We start from the raw sequence: 17,146 nt of genomic DNA, 5'->3' as shown, positions 1-17,146 counted from the left end.
ATCAGGTCGGGATCACCTTGCCGGGGTTCATGATGCCTTTCGGGTCGAGGGCGGTCTTGATGGACCGCATAACGTCAAGCGCGACAGGGTCTTTGCGCCTACGCATCGTGTCCAGTTTCGATTTGCCGACGCCATGTTCGGCACTGAACGACCCACCAAATTCCTGCACGGCATCTTCAACGGCTTCAACCATCGCCAGCATGACATCAGGATCATTGCGGCGCGGATAGGCCGTGTGGTGGATGTTGCCGTCGCCCAAATGGGACACGATGATTTCATGGACGTCTGGATCAAGCGCTTGCAACCGTTTGGTGATGGACCGCAATGCGGGGCCAACGGCGCTAAGGGGGACCGCGATATCGGTGTTCACGCAAAGGCCCGGATCGAACAGGATTTCGCCAGCGGCTTCGCGGCGCTCCCACATCTCGCGGCGTTGGGCTTCGTTCTGCGCGACAACGGCATCAAGGACGCGACCGTCTTCGAACATCGCACCCAATGTATTTTCTAAAAGGGCGACGACAGGAACCGTGCCGTCGTCTGCAGGTGTCGCATCTTTGGGGGATGTGGCGCCAACTTCGATCATGACATTGACGTCGTATTGATCGTCGAAAGGTTCGCGCGGGTTCTTGCCCCTTTCGAGATGGCGTTCGATGTAAGGGCGCGGCATATATTCAAACGCCTCGACAGCGCCACCAGTTGCGTCTTGGACGTGATTAAGCAGGGCAAGGCCGTCTTCAATCGTCGGAACCGCGACCATGGCAGTTGCGTAGGCTTTGGGTTTTGGAAACAGCTTCATGACGGCGGCTGTGATGACACCCAATGTTCCTTCCGCGCCAATGACAAGATTGCGCAGGTTCAGACCGGAGTTATCTTTATGCAGTTCGCTCATCAGGTTCATGATGCGCCCGTCGGCCAACACAACTTCGACGCCCAGACATAAATCGCGGGTGTTCCCGTAGCGCAAAACATTCGAACCACCTGCGTTGGTGGACAAGGCCCCGCCAATCATCGCACTGCCGCGGGCGCCAAACGTCAGCGGAAAGATCAGATCGTGGGCGTCTGCGGCGTCATGCATCGCTGACAGGATCACACCAGCCTCGACCGTCATGGACCGCGCATCAGGGTCAACCTTGCGGACAGCGTTCAGCCGATCAACCGACAACATGATCGCGCCGTTGTTCGACGTGGCCCCTGTCAGGCCAGTGTTGCCGGACACCGGAACAACTGAAAAATCAGCGGCATTGGCGATCCGTAGAATTGCCGCAACCTCGGCTGTTGAAGCAGGGCGGACGACGACAGCGGGTTTCAGTTCGTAATCACCTGTCCAGTCGCTTTGCCATTTTTCGGTGTCATCGCCGGTTAGGACATAATCTGCACCGATTGCATCCTTCAGATCGTTCAAAATTGCCATGACGTTCCCCCCAGCAGTATCTCGGCACGACGCTAGCGACGGAGCCGAACCGTGGAAAGCCCTGCGCAATTCTTTTGGTCATAAATATCTCGGGGGTTTGGGGGCTGGCCCCCAATCGACACATCGTCACCGGACGAACTCAAATCTGTCTCGTCTATTGGGGTAATGATGTGGGGTGGTGTTGTGGTGGCGTGGGGGAGACTTGAACTCCCGTACTCAGCGTGGCTCGCTTATGCGAACGCGTCAAGTCGGGCTATCGGCCCAAGCGCATGATCTCGGTTATCGCTAAGAGAAAGTGTGGTGGCGTGGGGGAGACTTGAACTCCCGACCTATCGATTATGAGTCGATCGCTCTAACCAACTGAGCTACCGCGCCAACGAGGGACCGATTACGCAATGCGCCCGAGGGTGTCAAACCGATTCTGACATTGTTCTGCGCTTTCCTTACGACGCACCGCCCCCTACAACAATTTCAAAGCAAATGGGGGCCAGTATGACAGCCAAACAATGGGAATTCTGGATTGATCGTGGTGGCACCTTTACGGATGTCGTGGCGCAAGCCCCTGATGGTCAGATCAAGACCCATAAATTGCTGTCCGAAAACCCTGAACGCTATGTCGATGCCGCTGTGCAAGGCATCAAAGACCTGATGGGCACCGATACGCCTGCAGCTGAATCGATTCGTGCGGTGAAGATGGGGACGACAGTTGCGACGAATGCGCTGTTGGAGCGCAAAGGCGAAGATGTGTTGCTGCTGATCACCAAAGGATTCGGTGATCTTTTGCAGATTGGTTATCAAAACCGACCCAAGCTGTTCGATCTGGAAATTAAACGCCCTGAACTGCTGTACCAGACTGTCGCTGAAATCCCTGAGCGGTTGGATGCAGATGGCGGTGTTGTTATGCCGATTGATCTGGGTGCTGTGCGTGGTGCGTTGCAAGCGGCGTTCGACGATGGGCTGCGGGCTGTCGCGATTGCGTTTCTGCACGGTTACCTGAACCCTGTGCATGAAGATGCGGCGGCGGATATTGCCCGTGAAATCGGGTTCACCCAAATCTCGACCAGTTATGCCACATCGCGGCTCGCCAAACTTGTGTCCCGCGGCGATACGACAGTTGTCGATGCTTACCTATCCCCGATCTTGCGTCGCTACGTGGATCAGGTCGCAGGTGCGCTTGATGTTGGCCGCGTCTGCGGGCGGTTGTTGTTCATGCAATCCTCGGGCGGTTTGACCGATGCGTCGCTGTTCCAAGGCAAGGATGCGATTCTGTCGGGGCCTGCTGGCGGGATCGTCGGTATGGTGAAAACGGCTGAACTTGCTGGCCATGAAAAGCTGATCGGCTTCGACATGGGCGGCACGTCCACCGACGTCAGTCACTATGCTGGCAACTATGAACGTAGTTTCGAGACCGAAGTCGCAGGTGTGCGCATGCGCGCCCCGATGATGGATATTCATACGGTAGCTGCGGGCGGCGGGTCGATCTGTACCTTCCGCGATGGTCGTTTTCAGGTCGGACCGGAAAGCGCGGGCGCCGATCCGGGACCAGCCTGTTACCGCCGTGGTGGTCCACTGACCGTGACCGATTGCAACGTGATGCTCGGCAAACTGTCGCCAGATCATTTCCCTGCCGTGTTTGGCCCCAAGGGTGATCAGCCGCTGGATCGCGATGCTGTGGTGGCAAAGTTCGCTGACCTCATCGAAACGGTCACGCAAGAGACCGGAGAGAACCCCGGCACAGCCGAGGAAATCGCACGTGGTTTCCTGCGGATTGCCGTTGATAACATGGCCAACGCGATCAAGAAAATCTCGGTGCAGCGCGGACATGATGTGACGGGCTATACGCTGCAATGTTTCGGCGGTGCGGGTGGTCAACATGCGTGTCTGGTCGCTGATGCGCTGGGCATGAGCCGCGTTTTTGTCCACCCCCACGCAGGCGTTTTGTCCGCCTTCGGGATGGGATTGGCTGAAATCAGGGCGTTGCGTGAGGTGCAATTGGATGTGCCGCTTGAGGATACTGCCGCCGCAAAGACTGCTTTGACCGCGCTACGTGACGAAGCAGAGGCTGAAGTCCGCAAGCAAGGTGTGTCCGACATTACGACCGAAGCCCGTGCGCATCTGCGCTACGACGGTTCGCACCAACCGCTTGAGGTGCCGTTTGGCACCCCCGCCGCGATGCAAGCCGCGTTCGAGGCCGCGCACCAACAACGTTTCGGTTTCACATCGCCTGAACGCGCCATTGTCTTTGATATGATCAGTGCAGAGGCAATTGGTGGGGCTGTCACGCCGCCTGCGCCGGTTGTGTCTGGCAGCACGAAAGCGGCCCCGATTGCCCATACGCCTGTGGCGTTTGATACGCGGATTGATGTGCCGCTTTATGATCGTACGACGCTTGGTGTCGGCGCAAAAATCCAAGGCCCCGCGATTGTGTTAGAACCGACTGGGACCAATATCATCGAACCCGGCTGGTCCGGTGGAATTGACGATACTGGCAACCTGATCCTGACCCGTGAAGGGGCCGCACATCGCCCGTCCGCCGCTGGCACGAAGGCCGACCCGATCGTGCTAGAGGTCATGTCGAACCTGTTCATGTCCGTTGCGGATCAGATGGGTGCCACGCTTGCGAATACGTCTTGGTCGGTGAACATCAAGGAACGGCTCGATTTCTCTTGCGCGATTTTCGATGCGAATGGTGATCTGGTGGCGAACGCACCGCATGTGCCTGTGCATCTTGGGTCAATGTCCGACAGTATCAAAACCGTTATGCGCCTGAACCCTGACGCGGCAGAGGGCGACGCATATATGCTGAATTCGCCCTACAACGGCGGGACGCATTTGCCGGATGTGACTGTTGTGACGCCTGTGTTTGTCGATGGGAAAGCCGCGTTCTGGCTCGGGTCGCGTGGCCACCATGCGGATATCGGCGGGCGCACGCCGGGGTCGGGACCGCCTGACAGCACACATATCGATGATGAAGGCGTGCTGATTGATAACGTGCAGCTTGTGCGCGGCGGGCGGTTGTTGGCGGATGAGGCAGAGGCCGTGCTTGCATCGGGGAAATACCCGTGCCGTAACATCCCGCAAAACATGGCTGATCTGAAAGCCCAAGTTGCAGCGAACGAGACAGGCCGTCAGGCGCTGCTGAAAGTCTGCGAAACCTATGGGCCGGACGTGGTGACCGCCTACATGGGCCACGTGCAGGACAATGCCGCCGAATCCGTGCGGCGCGTGATTGATACGCTTGAAGGCGGCTCATTTGACTACGCGATGGATGAAGGCCAGCACATCAAGGTCAACGTGACCGTGGATCGCGAAAACCGTCAAGCTACTGTCGATTTCACAAGCACCAGCGCCCAGCATAGCGGCAATTACAACGCGCCGTTCGCGGTCTGTCGTGCTGTGGTGCTGTATGTGTTCCGCACGTTGGTAGGTAGTAATATCCCATTGAACGAAGGGTGTTTAGAGCCGATCACGATCATCACGCCCGAGGGCACGATGCTGAACCCGAGCTACCCAGCGGCGGTGATCGCGGGCAATACTGAAGTATCGCAAGCCGCGTGCAACGCGCTTTACGGCGCGCTGGGCGCGATGGCCTGTTCGCAGGCGACGATGAACAACTTCATCTGGGGCAACGACGATTTCCAGAACTATGAGACGATTGCGGGTGGCACGGGCGCTGGTCCGGGGTTTGCTGGTTGTGATGCGGTGCAGACGCATATGACGAACACGCTGATGACTGATCCCGAGATTTTAGAGAAACGGTTCCCCGTGCGGCTTGATACCTTTGGGATCAGGGCTGGGTCTGGTGGAGTGGGGCAATATCGCGGCGGGCATGGCGCATTGCGCGAATTGACGTTCCTGACGGATGTGACCGTGACGACGCTATGTTCGCACCGGGTGGTGCCTCCGTTCGGGGCGAACGGAGGCGGCGACTCCTTGCCGGGCGAAAACAGCGCACGGATGCCGGACGGGACTGTGGTTGCGTTGAAAGGGAACGACGAGATTGAGCTGCCAGCGGGGGCGACGTTTATTTTGAAATCACCGGGCGGCGGCGGCTGGGGGGCTGCATAGGCTATCGCGCATTTTCACAAGATTATGAGTTGAATTCATTTGATCGGAACGTAAGTTTCCGATACGAAACCCGCATGACGTCCGCACCGGGAGAGCCGGTTGGGTCCGTCGCCGAAGGAGCAACCGCCCCGGTCACTCTCAGGCAAATGGACCGGTGCAGGGCATAACACGCCGAAGAGAGACCTTAGATGGTCCGCCGAAGGAGCAAGCCCAGATTGGGTGAATCTCTCAGGTCCAAAGACGGCGGGGGCACGACGCGACAGCGTACAATGGCGGAGATTTTGCCATGCCTCATATTGCGATCCTAGGTGCCGGTATTACTGGTGTTACCACTGCTTATTCCCTTCACAAACGTGGCTTCGACGTCACCGTCTATGACCGCCAGCGATATGCTGCGATGGAAACCAGTTTTGCCAATGGCGGTCAGTTATCTGCGTCGAACGCCGAAGTTTGGAACCAGTGGTCGACCGTCCTGAAGGGCATCAGATGGATGTTGCAGGCCGACGCGCCGCTGTCTGTGAACCCGCGTCCGCAGTGGCACAAAATCTCTTGGATGGCGGAATTTCTGGGCAATATCCCGCGCTACAAGACGAACACGATTGCGACCACCAAGCTGGCCGTCGCCGCACGCGCTGGGCTGACCGAGATGGCGGATCACACTGGTGTTGATTTCGATTTCAGGCCTGCGGGTATCCTGCATTTTTATAAGACTCAGAAAGACCTAGATCACGCGCGGCGCGTGAATGGATTGCTGGTGCAGGGTGGTTTGACACGAACGGAACTGACACCGGACGAGGTGCTGGCGAAAGAACCTACGCTGCGCGGTGATATCCTTGGTGGGTTCTGGACCGAAAGCGATAGCACTGGCGATATCCACAAATTCACGGTTGGTTTGGCGGATTGGTTGAAGCGGCAAGGCGTGACGTTCAAGCTGGGCCATGCGGTTACGGATGTGCGGTCTGACGCCGACGCGGTAACGATTCGCGCGCAGGGCGAAGACCGTTATGACGGTGTTGTCGTAACTGCTGGTGTCGGATCACGTGCGATTGCGAAAAAACTTGGCGACCGTGTGAATGTCTATCCTGTGAAGGGCTATTCGATCACGGTGAACCTGCCGGATGCGGTATCGCAAGCAGGTGCGCCAAATGTGTCGCTGCTGGATGATAAGGCCAAGATCGTGACATCGCGGCTTGGTGTTGATCGGTTCCGTGTGGCGGGTACGGCTGAGTTCAACGGTGAAAACCGCGATATTCGGGCGGATCGGGTGAAGCCGTTGACCGAATGGGTCGAAACGCACTTCCCCGATGTGAGCACCGAAAGCGTTGTGCCGTGGGCGGGGCTGCGTCCGATGATGCCAAACATGATGCCGCGTGTGGGGCGTGGGCGGTCTGAACGCGTGTTTTACAACACGGGTCACGGTCACCTTGGTTGGACGTTAAGTGCCGCAACCGCGGACCTGATTGGTGGGACTGTTGCGGATGCGTTTCAGAAGCCACAGATCGGCACAACCCTTAGTGGTGAATTGAAAATGGGCTGACGAATGCCTATGTGGATACCAATTACAAAAGGGTATCCACATGTCATTTGAAGACGTTGTTCTTGGTTTATTGGGCGAAAATATTGTTTTTGTCTTGCTGGCGATCTTTATCGTCGTCTGCATTCTTGCTGGCGTGCGGATCGTGCCGCAGTCTGAAAAGTTTGTTGTAGAGCGGCTGGGACGTCTGCGGTCCGTGCTTGGGCCAGGCATCAACTTTATCGTGCCTTTTCTGGACCGTGTGCGTCACAAAGTCAGCGTTCTAGAACGCCAGTTGCCCGCGATGACACAAGACGCGATCACGTCTGACAACGTGTTGGTGCAGGTCGAAACATCCGTGTTTTACCGGATCATCGAGCCAGAAAAGACAGTTTACCGTATTCGCGACGTCGATGCCGCGATTTCCACGACTGTTGCAGGCATCGTGCGGTCAGAAATTGGCCGGATGGAGCTGGATCAGGTGCAGGCAAACCGTGCGACATTGATCGATGCGGTGCGTGCGCAGGTCGCGCAGCAGGTTGATGATTGGGGTATCGAAGTGACGCGTGCCGAAATTTTGGACGTGAACCTTGATGCGGCGACCCGTGCGGCGATGTTGCAGCAGTTGAACGCTGAACGTGCACGTCGTGCGCAGGTGACCGAAGCTGAAGGCCTGAAACGTGCAGTCGAATTGCAGGCGGATGCGGATCTTTATGCCGCTGATCAGGCCGCAAAAGCACGCCGCTTGAGCGCGGATGCCGAAGCATATGCAACCCAAGTCGTTGCTGTGGCGATTGCCGAAAATGGTTTGGAAGCGGCCCAGTATCAAGTCGCACTGAAACAGGTCGAAGCGTTGAACGCGTTGGGTGCTGGTGAGGGCAAGCAGACAATCGTACTGCCAGCCAACGCGCTAGAAGCATTCGGTAACGCGTTTAGTATGTTGAAAGGGAAGTAACATGTTGCATGAACAATGGTGGGTTTGGATGTCGGCAGCGCTGTTGTTGGCAACTGCCGAAGTGATCATTCCCGGTTACATCTTCTTGGGCTTCGCGATGGGCGCATTTGTCGTCGGTGGGCTGCTGTTGGTCGGGTTGGCTGGGCTTAGCTTGCCTATTACGCTGGTCGTTTTTGCTGTGTTGTCGCTGGCCGCCTATCTTGGCTTGCGCTGGGTGTTTGGTTTGAAAACTGGACAGGCCACGTTTTTCGACACGGATATCAACGACAACTAATCCCGACGCCGTTTCCCCCAAAAAAAGCCCGACGCGTAAAGCGCCGGGCAGGGGATGGTCGTACCGTGGGAGGCAGCTTTGCGAGGGGGACAGGGCAAAAGCTATCGGTCGACCGGCAGGGTAAACTTTTAGATGTGGGACATCAGGTCGGGGCTTGTGTCAGACATCCGCATCGCACGGCGTTTCAGGCCGTCACGCACTTGGTCCATGTCCATCGTCACCGGGCCAGCAACAGAACACGGGTAGCGGAATGTCGATGTGCCGCGCGCGATATCTACGCGGGCCTCAAAGGCACCTGCTGTTGCGTTGTAACGTACGTCTCCGAGGCTGATGTTCATAGTCTTTTTCCTTCGTGGGGGCCGCAAGGTGCGGCGATCGTGAGTGGTGGGAAGAACTGTGGATCAGTGTGTCGCGGCTTTGTGGGCTGCTTGGCGATATAGGTTCGCATTGATGATCTTGGGGCTTAGGGAGGTTGGCCCGAAGACGGTCAGTGGAAACCGAAGGCGGCGATCGTTCTGAACAACATCAACTGATGCTTCAAAGGCACGAAGCCGCTCATTATACCGTAGGTCTCTGATCTGCATTTGACTCTTCCTTGTCATTGCTTGTGCTAACAACTTAGGAATCGCAAAAAGGTTCCGAAAGGGGCGTCACGCCGACGTGAATCGGCGTGATTTTTCGAAATCGCATTGAAATATATGGATTTTATTGTGCGCCAAGTTGGCGTGTGACGCGCTGTATCTTAGTGGTTTGGCGATTCAGCCTGCGGTGACGCCATCTCGGATAGAATCGATTGTGTCGCTTCCAACGGGTTTTCGGCGCGCCATACCGGGCGACCAACAACCACGTGGTCTGCGCCGTTTGCGATAGCCTGTGCTGGGGTTGTGACCCGTTTTTGATCGCCAAGGTCCGCGCCAACAGGGCGTACACCGGGTGTCACGATCAGTTTGCCATCAGCTTGCGGAAGGGCGCGGATCAGCCCTGCCTCTTGTGGCGATGAAATAACGCCATCAGCGCCAGCTTCCATCGCGCGACCGGCACGTTCTTGCACCAAATCAGGGATCAACCCGTCTTTGACCATGGCGCCATTCAGGTCATCACGGTCCAAAGAGGTCAGAATTGTTACAGCGAGGATCTTAAGATCGGTGCCGGCAGCGCCTTCTTTGGCTGCTTTGACCACGTAAGGATCGCCATGCACGGTCAGAAAATCGAGATCATATTGCGCGATTCCCCGCACAGCCGCTTCGACTGTTGCGCCGATGTCGAAGAATTTCATGTCCAGAAAGATGCGTTTGCCGCGTTCCTGTTTCAGTTCGTTTGCAAGGGCCAGACCGCCGCCGGTCAACATGCCCAGACCAATTTTGTAGAAGCTGACGCTGTCGCCCAGTTGATCCGCCAACTGCAGGCCCGCAACCACGTTTGGCACATCCATTGCAACAATCAGGCGGTCATCAGCGGGCAGGGTCATCGGGCTATCCTTCATCTGGTTTTCCAGCGATTGAAGCAAAAGGCCCGAATGGTCAACGTTTTGGCCTGAATTAGTGGGTTCCAAACGAAAAAGGTGCAGTCCCTTGGGAAGGACCGCACCTTTCGTACATTAACCGCCGTAATCGTTACTAATGGCCACCCAACATGGGAACAGGCCAAACTATTAATCTACGCCGCTCTGCTTTGACCGTTTTGATCGGCCTTTCGCAGCTCAGAGGCTTGATCTGCAAACAACTGCCGCACCATTTCTGGCGTGAGAGGGAAAATGCGTCGCGGGGTCGACGCGTCTTTATGTTGGCAGGTGTTAGACATGATCTCGTTCTCCTGCATCCAATATGGGTAAAACGACCGGCGGATGTCATGGGAAAGGTCACGACGCATTCCCCCTTGTTTCAAAACAGCCCCATTTTTCGCCGTGAAATCTTGTAAGCGGCGCGTGTCCTCCCCATCTTAGTTGTGAGGCCCAAACAGGGGTGTGCCGCGATGTCGGGCACTTCAAATGTCAGGGCGCTTATTAGAGGAGATTACCCCATGAACCTTGACAAGTTCACAGAGCGGTCGCGCGGCTTTGTTCAGGCTGCACAGACTATTGCAATGCGTGAAAGCCATCAGCGGCTGACACCTGAACACCTACTCAAAGCCTTGATGGACGACGGCGAAGGTCTTGCTGCGAACCTGATCAACAAATCGGGTGCGGATGCGGCTGTGGTGCGTCAGTCTGTTGATACGGCTGTGTCCAAGATTGCCGCCGTCAGTGGCGACACCGGACAAGTATATATAGACACTACTACCGGCAAAATTCTGGCAGAGGCTGAAAAGCTGGCCGAAAAGGCGGGCGATAGTTTTGTGACTGTCGAACGGCTGTTGATGGCGCTGGTGATGATCAAATCGAAGGCAAAGGATGCGCTTGATGCGGGCGGCGTTGATGCGAAAGCGTTGAACGCGACGATCAATGACATCCGTAAGGGCCGTACCGCCGATAGTGCGTCTGCCGAAGATGGGTTTGATGCGCTCAATAAATATGCCCGCGATCTGACTGAGGCTGCGAGCGAAGGTAAGATTGACCCGATCATCGGTCGCGACGAAGAAATCCGTCGGTCGATGCAGGTTCTGTCGCGCCGGACCAAGAATAACCCTGTTCTGATCGGTGAACCCGGCGTTGGTAAAACAGCGATTGCCGAGGGGCTTGCGCTGCGCATCGTCAATGGCGACGTGCCCGAAAGTCTGCGGAATAAACGCCTGATGTCTTTGGACATGGGTGCGTTGATTGCTGGTGCAAAGTATCGTGGTGAATTTGAAGAACGTCTTAAGGCGGTTTTGAAAGAGATCGAAACAGCCGCCGGCGAGATCATTCTGTTCATCGACGAAATGCACACGCTTGTCGGCGCTGGTAAGGCGGACGGCGCGATGGATGCTGCCAATCTGATCAAACCTGCGCTGGCACGTGGCGAACTGCACTGTATCGGTGCGACGACCCTCGATGAATATCGCAAGTACGTGGAAAAAGACGCGGCCCTTGCGCGTCGGTTCCAGCCCTTGATCGTGGAAGAACCAACTGTCGAAGATACGGTATCGATCTTGCGCGGTATTAAAGAGAAGTACGAACTGCACCACGGTGTACGGATTTCCGACAGCTCTTTGGTTGCTGCCGCAACGCTGTCGCATCGGTATATCACGGATCGGTTCTTGCCGGACAAGGCCATTGATTTGGTCGATGAAGCCGCGTCGCGGTTGCGGATGGAAGTCGATTCCAAGCCGGAAGAGCTGGACGCGCTTGATCGTCAGATCATGCAGCTACAGATCGAAGCGATGGCGTTGGAAAAAGAAGACGACGCCGCGTCTGTGGACCGTCTTGAAAAGCTGCAAAAAGAACTGGCTGATCTGCAGGATCGCGCGTCAGAGATGACGGCGAAATGGCAGGCTGAACGGGACAAGCTGGAAGGCACCCGTGAGGTCAAGGAACAGCTTGATCGTGCACGGGCCGAACTGGATATCGCGAAACGTGAAGGTAATTTGGCCAAGGCCGGAGAGCTTTCATATGGCGTGATCCCTGATCTGGAACGCAAGTTGTCGGAAACCGAAGCGGCTGAAGACATGATGGTCGAAGAGGCCGTGCGCCCTGAGCAAATCGCGCAGGTTGTCGAACGCTGGACCGGCATTCCAACGTCGAAGATGCTGGAAGGTGAACGTGACAAGCTGTTGCGCATGGAAGACGAACTTGGCCGTCGCGTGATTGGTCAACGTCAGGCTGTGACGGCTGTTGCCAATGCCGTGCGTCGGTCGCGTGCTGGGCTGAACGACGAGGATCGCCCGCTTGGGTCGTTCCTATTCCTTGGGCCAACGGGTGTCGGTAAAACCGAACTGACCAAAGCTGTTGCCGAATATCTGTTCGACGACGACAGCGCTATGGTGCGGATCGATATGTCCGAGTTCATGGAAAAGCATGCGGTGGCCCGCCTGATTGGTGCGCCTCCGGGATATGTTGGTTATGACGAAGGCGGTGTTCTGACCGAAGCTGTGCGGCGTCGCCCGTATCAGGTTGTCCTGTTCGACGAGGTCGAAAAGGCGCATCCGGATGTGTTCAACGTGTTGTTGCAGGTGCTTGATGACGGGATGCTGACCGATGGTCAGGGCCGGACCGTGGACTTTAAGCAGACGCTGATCATTCTGACGTCGAACCTTGGGGCGCAGGCGTTGTCGCAGTTGCCGGATGGGGCAGACGCGGCGGATGCGAAACGGAACGTGATGGACGCGGTGCGTGCGCACTTCCGGCCTGAGTTCTTGAACCGTCTGGACGAGACGATCATCTTTGATCGGCTTGCACGTGAAGACATGGCGGGCATCGTCGAGATCCAGATGCGTCGTTTGCACAAGCGTCTTGCATCGCGGAACATCACGCTTTCGATGGATGAAGGTGCGCTGAAGTGGCTTGCCGACGAAGGTTACGATCCGGTGTTCGGTGCGCGTCCTTTGAAGCGTGTGATCCAACGCGCCTTACAGGACCAACTGGCCGAGATGATCTTGGCTGGTGATGTGCTGGATGGATCGGATGTATCGGTCAGTGCCGGTGCGGATGGGTTGATTGTGGGGGACCGTGTGTCGCCGACAGGACGACCCAAACCGGATGACGCTGTCGTTCACTAAGATAAAAAACGGCCCCCACGTGGGGCCGTTTTCATTTTGCGGGTTAAAGAAATTTCGGTTTTCTGCTGAGGCCCGCAATTCCGCCGATAGTTAGGACCACGCACACCGCCATTGTCGTGGCGATGGATTTCAGCACCGTGGCGGTGCTTGTCGCAAAAACCAACGAGGTGGGAACGTTGGGCCATCCCCAAATCATCGCGACGATGCCAAGGTTTTCAGCATAATCGAACAGGGCGCATGCGACGGACAGAATGATACCGAAACGGATCAGCCCATCATTGGCGATACGGCGTCCCAGCCAGATGATCGTGGCTATCAATGTCGCGGCGAGCACGGCTGGGTAAACTGTGTCGAGCGGGATTTGCCGCGTGAGATAATAGTGCCGCCCATCGGGACCAAGCCCGTCTAATAGATGCGCGGCGTCAGTGTGGTCGTAGCCAAAAGGGCGCATGTCGAACGGGATGTACCCCGAAACCGCTTCGATGTGGGCCAGCGTCACATTTATCATCACAAGATAAATGAACGCGCCGATCAGGCCGAAACCTATTGCTGCGGTGCCGATATGTGTTGTGCTATTGCGTGTCGTCATTTGGTAAACTCCTTTATTTGTGCCAGATATGGCTGCGGACACGACAGGTCGCATTATCATTTGATAAGGTTTGCAAAGATGGATTTACGGACGTTTCTGCTGCAGTCCGATGCTTTGGGCGATGTGGCCATCGCGGATCGCTTTGCTGCAAGTTGGACGACCACACGTCTAGGCATCGGCGGGCACATCACCCGCCAAGAAGATCCGGCAACCGACGAATACATCTTGCTGGACGGCTGTCTTGTCAGCCGGATTTGCGATCCTGACGGGAAAGAGGTCTGTGTCGGGTTTTACGTTGGGCCAACGGTCGTCACGCCGAACATCGCACGGACAAGAAACGGAATGTCGCTGGTTTCGATCTCAGCGACGTCGGAGGCGGTCATTGCACAGATCAACAGTGATCGGCTGACGGAGTTGATGATTTCATCAGAACCGATACGCAACTGGGCCAATGGTGTGTTGCGCGCGGCGCTTAGTCAGAAAGCAGATCGGGAATGGTGCCTTGCGGCACTTGGTGGTGCAGACAGATTGCATTGGTTTCGCGAAACATATCCGGGATTCGAGAATACTTTCACGCACACGCTGATCGCATCCTTTCTAGGGATGACGCCTGTCACGTTCAGTCGACTCCGGTCCGACGATAAGCGACCCTAATGCGGCAGGCGGTCCTGTAGGAGTGGACCCCGCGTGTCCGCGAGGTCCGATGCATATATAGGTGCCGCTGGATTTAGCTTGGTGGCAGGATCACCGCGTCCAACACGTGGATCACGCCGTTGGATGCTTCGACGTCTGCCGCCACAACGTTGGCATCGTTGACTGTCACGCCGCCTTCGGTGCCGATTGTGATCTCTGCGCCGTTCACGGTTGCGGCCGTCATGCCGTCGGACAGATCAGTCGACATCACTTTACCTGCAACGACGTGGTACGTCAGAATGCCTGCCAGTGCTTCTGGATCGGCGAGCAGTGCTTCGACTGTGCCTTCTGGCAGTGCGGCGAAGGCTTCATCTGTTGGGGCGAATACGGTGAATGGACCTTCGCCTTTCAGCGTATCAACCAGACCTGCGGCCTCAACAGCTGCGACGAGTGTTGTGAAGGAACCGTTGGCGACGGCTGTATCAACGATATCCATGGAATGACCATCAGCGAAGGCTGCTGTGGACAATGTGGCTGCGGTTGCTGTTGCAATAAATGTTCTACGAAGCATTTGATTTCTCCCATTCAGGTTGCTGCCGTTGTTGGCAATACAAACTTTTACGGGGCAAAGTCCGGTTGGATCATGCGGGGAATACTGCCGATGGGTTTGACTTCGGATGCGGCGCGGCTAAGCCAGTGCCGTCTGCGTTTTCCAGTCACACTTGTGTGAATTTTCGTGATCTGGGCGCGATAGATCCGGCTGAAATATCCATATGTTTCAGGAATTGGCGGCAATGTGAGACATGTTGCCTAACAATCGTCGTATATACCCCCAATTAAGATGCAACACGCATGATCATCGGAGACACGCATGGCTTATCGCTGGACCAACGACCTGACCCACACGGATGTGACGCCAAAGGCGGCATTCCTTAACCGCCGTCAAATTCTGGCAGGCACAGTCGGGCTGGGCGCGATTGGTTTGGTCGGCACATCTGCCCAAGCCGCTGGTGAAGACCTGACGCCAAACACGCTCGAAGAAATCACGAGCTACAACAACTACTATGAATTCGGCACTGGCAAAGAAGACCCAGCGCAGAACGCCCATCAACTTGATACAGCAGACTGGAAGATCACCATCGACGGTATGGTCGATAACCCGGGCGAATATGCGTTGGCCGATCTGATGGATGGTTTGGATGTTGAAGAACGCATCTACCGTTTCCGCTGCGTTGAAGCATGGTCCATGGTCGTGCCTTGGAATGGTGTCGAACTTGCGGACATCTTGAACAAGGCGGGCGTGCAGTCGTCTGCGAAATACGTGGCCTTTGAGACGGTGGTGCAGCCCGAGAATATGATCGGCGTGCAGCGCGGTGTGCTCGACTTCCCTTATGTCGAAGGTTTGCGTCTGGACGAGGCGATGCATCCGCTGACCTTGATGGCGACTGGCATCTACGGTGAACCAATTGCAAACCAGAACGGCGCGCCGATCCGTTTGGTCGTGCCGTGGAAGTATGGCTTTAAATCAATCAAATCCATCGTCCGCATGACCCTGACCGATCAGGAACCGCCAACCAGCTGGAACAAGGCCAATGCGCGCGAATATGGTTTCTATTCCAACGTGAACCCAGAGGTCAGCCACCCGCGCTGGTCACAGGCATCCGAACGTAAGATCGGCGGCGGCTTATTCGCAGCGCGTCAGGACACCTTAATGTTCAACGGCTACGAAGAAGAAGTCGCCAGCCTTTACGAAGGCATGGACCTGTCCGAGAATTTCTAAAGACCCGAAAGCGACCCAGATGATCGATACTTTGAACACCACACTCCGCCGCATTCCTGCATGGACTATATACATAGTCGGTGCTGCGTGGGCTGCGTGGCTGTTCTATCTGGGTTTGACGGGTGGGCTAGGGCCGGAACCGATCAATGCGTTGGAACGTGAATACGGTGAAGTTGGCCTGAAGTTGTTGATTGCGGGACTGGCCGTGACGCCACTGCGCAAATACGCAGGGCTTAATCTGCTGAAGTTCCGCCGTGCGCTGGGTGTAACCACCTTCTTCTATATCGTCGCACACTTCAGCGTTTGGGCTTTCTTGGACGTGCAGTCTTTCGCCCGTGTGTGGGAAGAGATCGTGAAGCGGCCCTATGTGACAGTTGGCATGTTGTCCTTCGTGATGATGATCCCGCTGGCCGTGACATCAAACAACATGTCGCTACGCAAAATGGGTGGGGCGGCATGGCGTAAGTTGCACAAGCTGACCTATCCAATCGCCCTATTGGGTGCGGTCCACTATCTATGGCTTGTGAAAGGCTTTCAAATCGAACCGATCATCTACCTTATGGTGATCCTCGGACTGCTCGCGGCGCGAATCCAATGGGCCAAACGCACGGTTCCAGCCTGAATTCAGATTTCATGCGTACAAAAGAGGCCGTGGATCAATGCGATTCACGGCCTTTTTGTTTGTTGGGGCATGGGCATAAGGCCAGCCGATCAACATATCAGGGTTAATGGTCTGGTGCAGGCTAATGAAATTGCATTGCGACCCAAGGTCCGCGAACGGAAATTGCGCTAAAGGTCTAAAAACACGGTAAAATTCAGAAATTCACAAAAACTTTGCAAAAGGTCAAAAAACTGCTTGCGGCTCTCGGGAGGTAACACTAAAAGCCCCCTTACCGGAGACGCAGAGATGCAGACACGGGGCGGCGGACGGAGCGAGGCGGAGACGCGGAGCTACTGAAGTTGGGAAAATTCCGAAGGTACTGATGGCGGGGCGCGCCGAAGAGATTGGGCGCACACTGTTATTTTTGTCTTCAACGCTTTTTGACAATAGAATAGAACTGAAGAGATATGTGGGCGGTTTGGCCTCGTTCGATGGATCAAACGTCTGTATATCGCGCTCATAGTTATCAATCTTATGATTGGTTTCGATGATTGAGTGTCAGCTTCACTGTTTGTACGGCTTTCGGTAACTTTGGTTACCAAAGCATATCAAACAGAGAAAACGTCAGATGATACCTTAGCCGGGTCATTTGATGTGATGTGCAGAGGTTCGAACGTCAAGGATAAGCGC

13 protein-coding genes, 1 tRNA gene and 1 riboswitch are annotated in these 17,146 nt (G+C 55.9%); of the genes, 8 read left to right on the top strand and 6 right to left on the bottom strand.

Features of this window, described 5'->3' with window-relative positions:
- Window position 1: 1 nt before the first annotated feature.
- Window positions 2–1,411, bottom strand: coding sequence for an FAD-linked oxidase C-terminal domain-containing protein (locus AC0L7R_RS16270; protein WP_473657896.1), 1,410 nt, complete (start codon window positions 1,409–1,411; stop codon window positions 2–4).
- Window positions 1,412–1,709: 298 nt separating this feature from the next.
- A tRNA-Met gene (locus AC0L7R_RS16265) sits at window positions 1,710–1,786 on the bottom strand.
- 117 nt (window positions 1,787–1,903) lie between these two features.
- Between AC0L7R_RS16265 and AC0L7R_RS16260 the strand changes: the two genes are divergently transcribed.
- From AC0L7R_RS16260 to AC0L7R_RS16245, 4 genes are all read left to right on the top strand, one after another.
- A complete protein-coding gene (locus AC0L7R_RS16260) occupies window positions 1,904–5,479 on the top strand; it encodes a hydantoinase B/oxoprolinase family protein (protein WP_473657895.1) in 3,576 nt (1,191 codons plus the stop codon).
- A 161-nt stretch (window positions 5,480–5,640) separates the two neighbouring features.
- Window positions 5,641–5,733, top strand: a riboswitch (glycine riboswitch).
- A gap of 32 nt (window positions 5,734–5,765) precedes the next feature.
- Window positions 5,766–7,016: a D-amino acid dehydrogenase gene (locus AC0L7R_RS16255; RefSeq protein ID WP_473657894.1), complete on the top strand. Its 1,251-nt coding sequence runs from the start codon at window positions 5,766–5,768 to the stop codon at window positions 7,014–7,016.
- A 40-nt stretch (window positions 7,017–7,056) separates the two neighbouring features.
- On the top strand, window positions 7,057–7,947 hold the full coding sequence (locus AC0L7R_RS16250; RefSeq protein WP_247128436.1) for an SPFH domain-containing protein: 891 nt from the start codon (window positions 7,057–7,059) through the stop codon (window positions 7,945–7,947).
- A 1-nt stretch (window position 7,948) separates the two neighbouring features.
- On the top strand, window positions 7,949–8,221 hold the full coding sequence (locus AC0L7R_RS16245) for an NfeD family protein (protein ID WP_473657892.1): 273 nt from the start codon (window positions 7,949–7,951) through the stop codon (window positions 8,219–8,221).
- A gap of 128 nt (window positions 8,222–8,349) precedes the next feature.
- On the opposite strand, the gene AC0L7R_RS16240 is transcribed toward AC0L7R_RS16245, so the two are convergent.
- Together AC0L7R_RS16240 and pyrF are read right to left on the bottom strand one after the other, a co-directional pair.
- On the bottom strand, window positions 8,350–8,559 hold the full coding sequence (locus tag AC0L7R_RS16240) for an orotidine 5'-phosphate decarboxylase (RefSeq protein WP_247128434.1): 210 nt from the start codon (window positions 8,557–8,559) through the stop codon (window positions 8,350–8,352).
- A gap of 404 nt (window positions 8,560–8,963) precedes the next feature.
- Window positions 8,964–9,689 (bottom strand): orotidine-5'-phosphate decarboxylase, encoded by a 726-nt coding sequence (gene pyrF, locus AC0L7R_RS16235; RefSeq protein ID WP_473657891.1) that lies wholly within the window; start codon window positions 9,687–9,689, stop codon window positions 8,964–8,966.
- 551 nt (window positions 9,690–10,240) lie between these two features.
- Here pyrF and clpB point away from each other — a divergent pair.
- The gene (gene clpB, locus AC0L7R_RS16230) at window positions 10,241–12,853 is read left to right on the top strand and encodes an ATP-dependent chaperone ClpB (protein WP_473657890.1); all 2,613 of its coding nucleotides are present in this window, start codon (window positions 10,241–10,243) and stop codon (window positions 12,851–12,853) included.
- A gap of 43 nt (window positions 12,854–12,896) precedes the next feature.
- Here clpB and AC0L7R_RS16225 read toward each other — a convergent pair whose 3' ends face one another.
- Window positions 12,897–13,442, bottom strand: coding sequence for a hypothetical protein (locus AC0L7R_RS16225; protein ID WP_473657888.1), 546 nt, complete (start codon window positions 13,440–13,442; stop codon window positions 12,897–12,899).
- Between the two features lie 78 nt (window positions 13,443–13,520).
- On the opposite strand from AC0L7R_RS16225, the gene AC0L7R_RS16220 reads away from it, so the two are divergent.
- Window positions 13,521–14,096, top strand: coding sequence for a Crp/Fnr family transcriptional regulator (locus tag AC0L7R_RS16220; RefSeq protein ID WP_473657887.1), 576 nt, complete (start codon window positions 13,521–13,523; stop codon window positions 14,094–14,096).
- Window positions 14,097–14,169: 73 nt separating this feature from the next.
- On the opposite strand, the gene AC0L7R_RS16215 is transcribed toward AC0L7R_RS16220, so the two are convergent.
- On the bottom strand, window positions 14,170–14,646 hold the full coding sequence (locus tag AC0L7R_RS16215; RefSeq protein ID WP_247128429.1) for a fasciclin domain-containing protein: 477 nt from the start codon (window positions 14,644–14,646) through the stop codon (window positions 14,170–14,172).
- A gap of 300 nt (window positions 14,647–14,946) precedes the next feature.
- On the opposite strand from AC0L7R_RS16215, the gene msrP reads away from it, so the two are divergent.
- Together msrP and msrQ are read left to right on the top strand one after the other, a co-directional pair.
- Window positions 14,947–15,855, top strand: coding sequence for a protein-methionine-sulfoxide reductase catalytic subunit MsrP (msrP, locus tag AC0L7R_RS16210; RefSeq protein ID WP_473657886.1), 909 nt, complete (start codon window positions 14,947–14,949; stop codon window positions 15,853–15,855).
- Window positions 15,856–15,874: 19 nt separating this feature from the next.
- Window positions 15,875–16,477, top strand: a complete 603-nt coding sequence (msrQ, locus tag AC0L7R_RS16205) for a protein-methionine-sulfoxide reductase heme-binding subunit MsrQ (RefSeq protein ID WP_473657884.1) — start codon at window positions 15,875–15,877, stop codon at window positions 16,475–16,477.
- Window positions 16,478–17,146: the final 669 nt, after the last annotated feature.

The organism is Yoonia sp. D2-7 (genome assembly GCF_055809435.1).
This window is presented reverse-complemented; position numbering and strand designations above follow the sequence as displayed.

What these genes read in the sequence shown, in the direction of transcription:
- AC0L7R_RS16270 (WP_473657896.1), bottom strand. Translation starts at nt 1,411, where the DNA reads ATGGCAATTTTGAACGATCTGAAGGATGCAATCGGTGCAGATTATGTC.
- AC0L7R_RS16260 (WP_473657895.1), top strand. Translation starts at nt 1,904, where the DNA reads ATGACAGCCAAACAATGGGAATTCTGGATTGATCGTGGTGGCACCTTT.
- AC0L7R_RS16255 (WP_473657894.1), top strand. Translation starts at nt 5,766, where the DNA reads ATGCCTCATATTGCGATCCTAGGTGCCGGTATTACTGGTGTTACCACT.
- AC0L7R_RS16250 (WP_247128436.1), top strand. Translation starts at nt 7,057, where the DNA reads ATGTCATTTGAAGACGTTGTTCTTGGTTTATTGGGCGAAAATATTGTT.
- AC0L7R_RS16245 (WP_473657892.1), top strand. Translation starts at nt 7,949, where the DNA reads ATGTTGCATGAACAATGGTGGGTTTGGATGTCGGCAGCGCTGTTGTTG.
- AC0L7R_RS16240 (WP_247128434.1), bottom strand. Translation starts at nt 8,559, where the DNA reads ATGAACATCAGCCTCGGAGACGTACGTTACAACGCAACAGCAGGTGCC.
- pyrF (WP_473657891.1), bottom strand. Translation starts at nt 9,689, where the DNA reads ATGACCCTGCCCGCTGATGACCGCCTGATTGTTGCAATGGATGTGCCA.
- clpB (WP_473657890.1), top strand. Translation starts at nt 10,241, where the DNA reads ATGAACCTTGACAAGTTCACAGAGCGGTCGCGCGGCTTTGTTCAGGCT.
- AC0L7R_RS16225 (WP_473657888.1), bottom strand. Translation starts at nt 13,442, where the DNA reads ATGACGACACGCAATAGCACAACACATATCGGCACCGCAGCAATAGGT.
- AC0L7R_RS16220 (WP_473657887.1), top strand. Translation starts at nt 13,521, where the DNA reads ATGGATTTACGGACGTTTCTGCTGCAGTCCGATGCTTTGGGCGATGTG.
- AC0L7R_RS16215 (WP_247128429.1), bottom strand. Translation starts at nt 14,646, where the DNA reads ATGCTTCGTAGAACATTTATTGCAACAGCAACCGCAGCCACATTGTCC.
- msrP (WP_473657886.1), top strand. Translation starts at nt 14,947, where the DNA reads ATGGCTTATCGCTGGACCAACGACCTGACCCACACGGATGTGACGCCA.
- msrQ (WP_473657884.1), top strand. Translation starts at nt 15,875, where the DNA reads ATGATCGATACTTTGAACACCACACTCCGCCGCATTCCTGCATGGACT.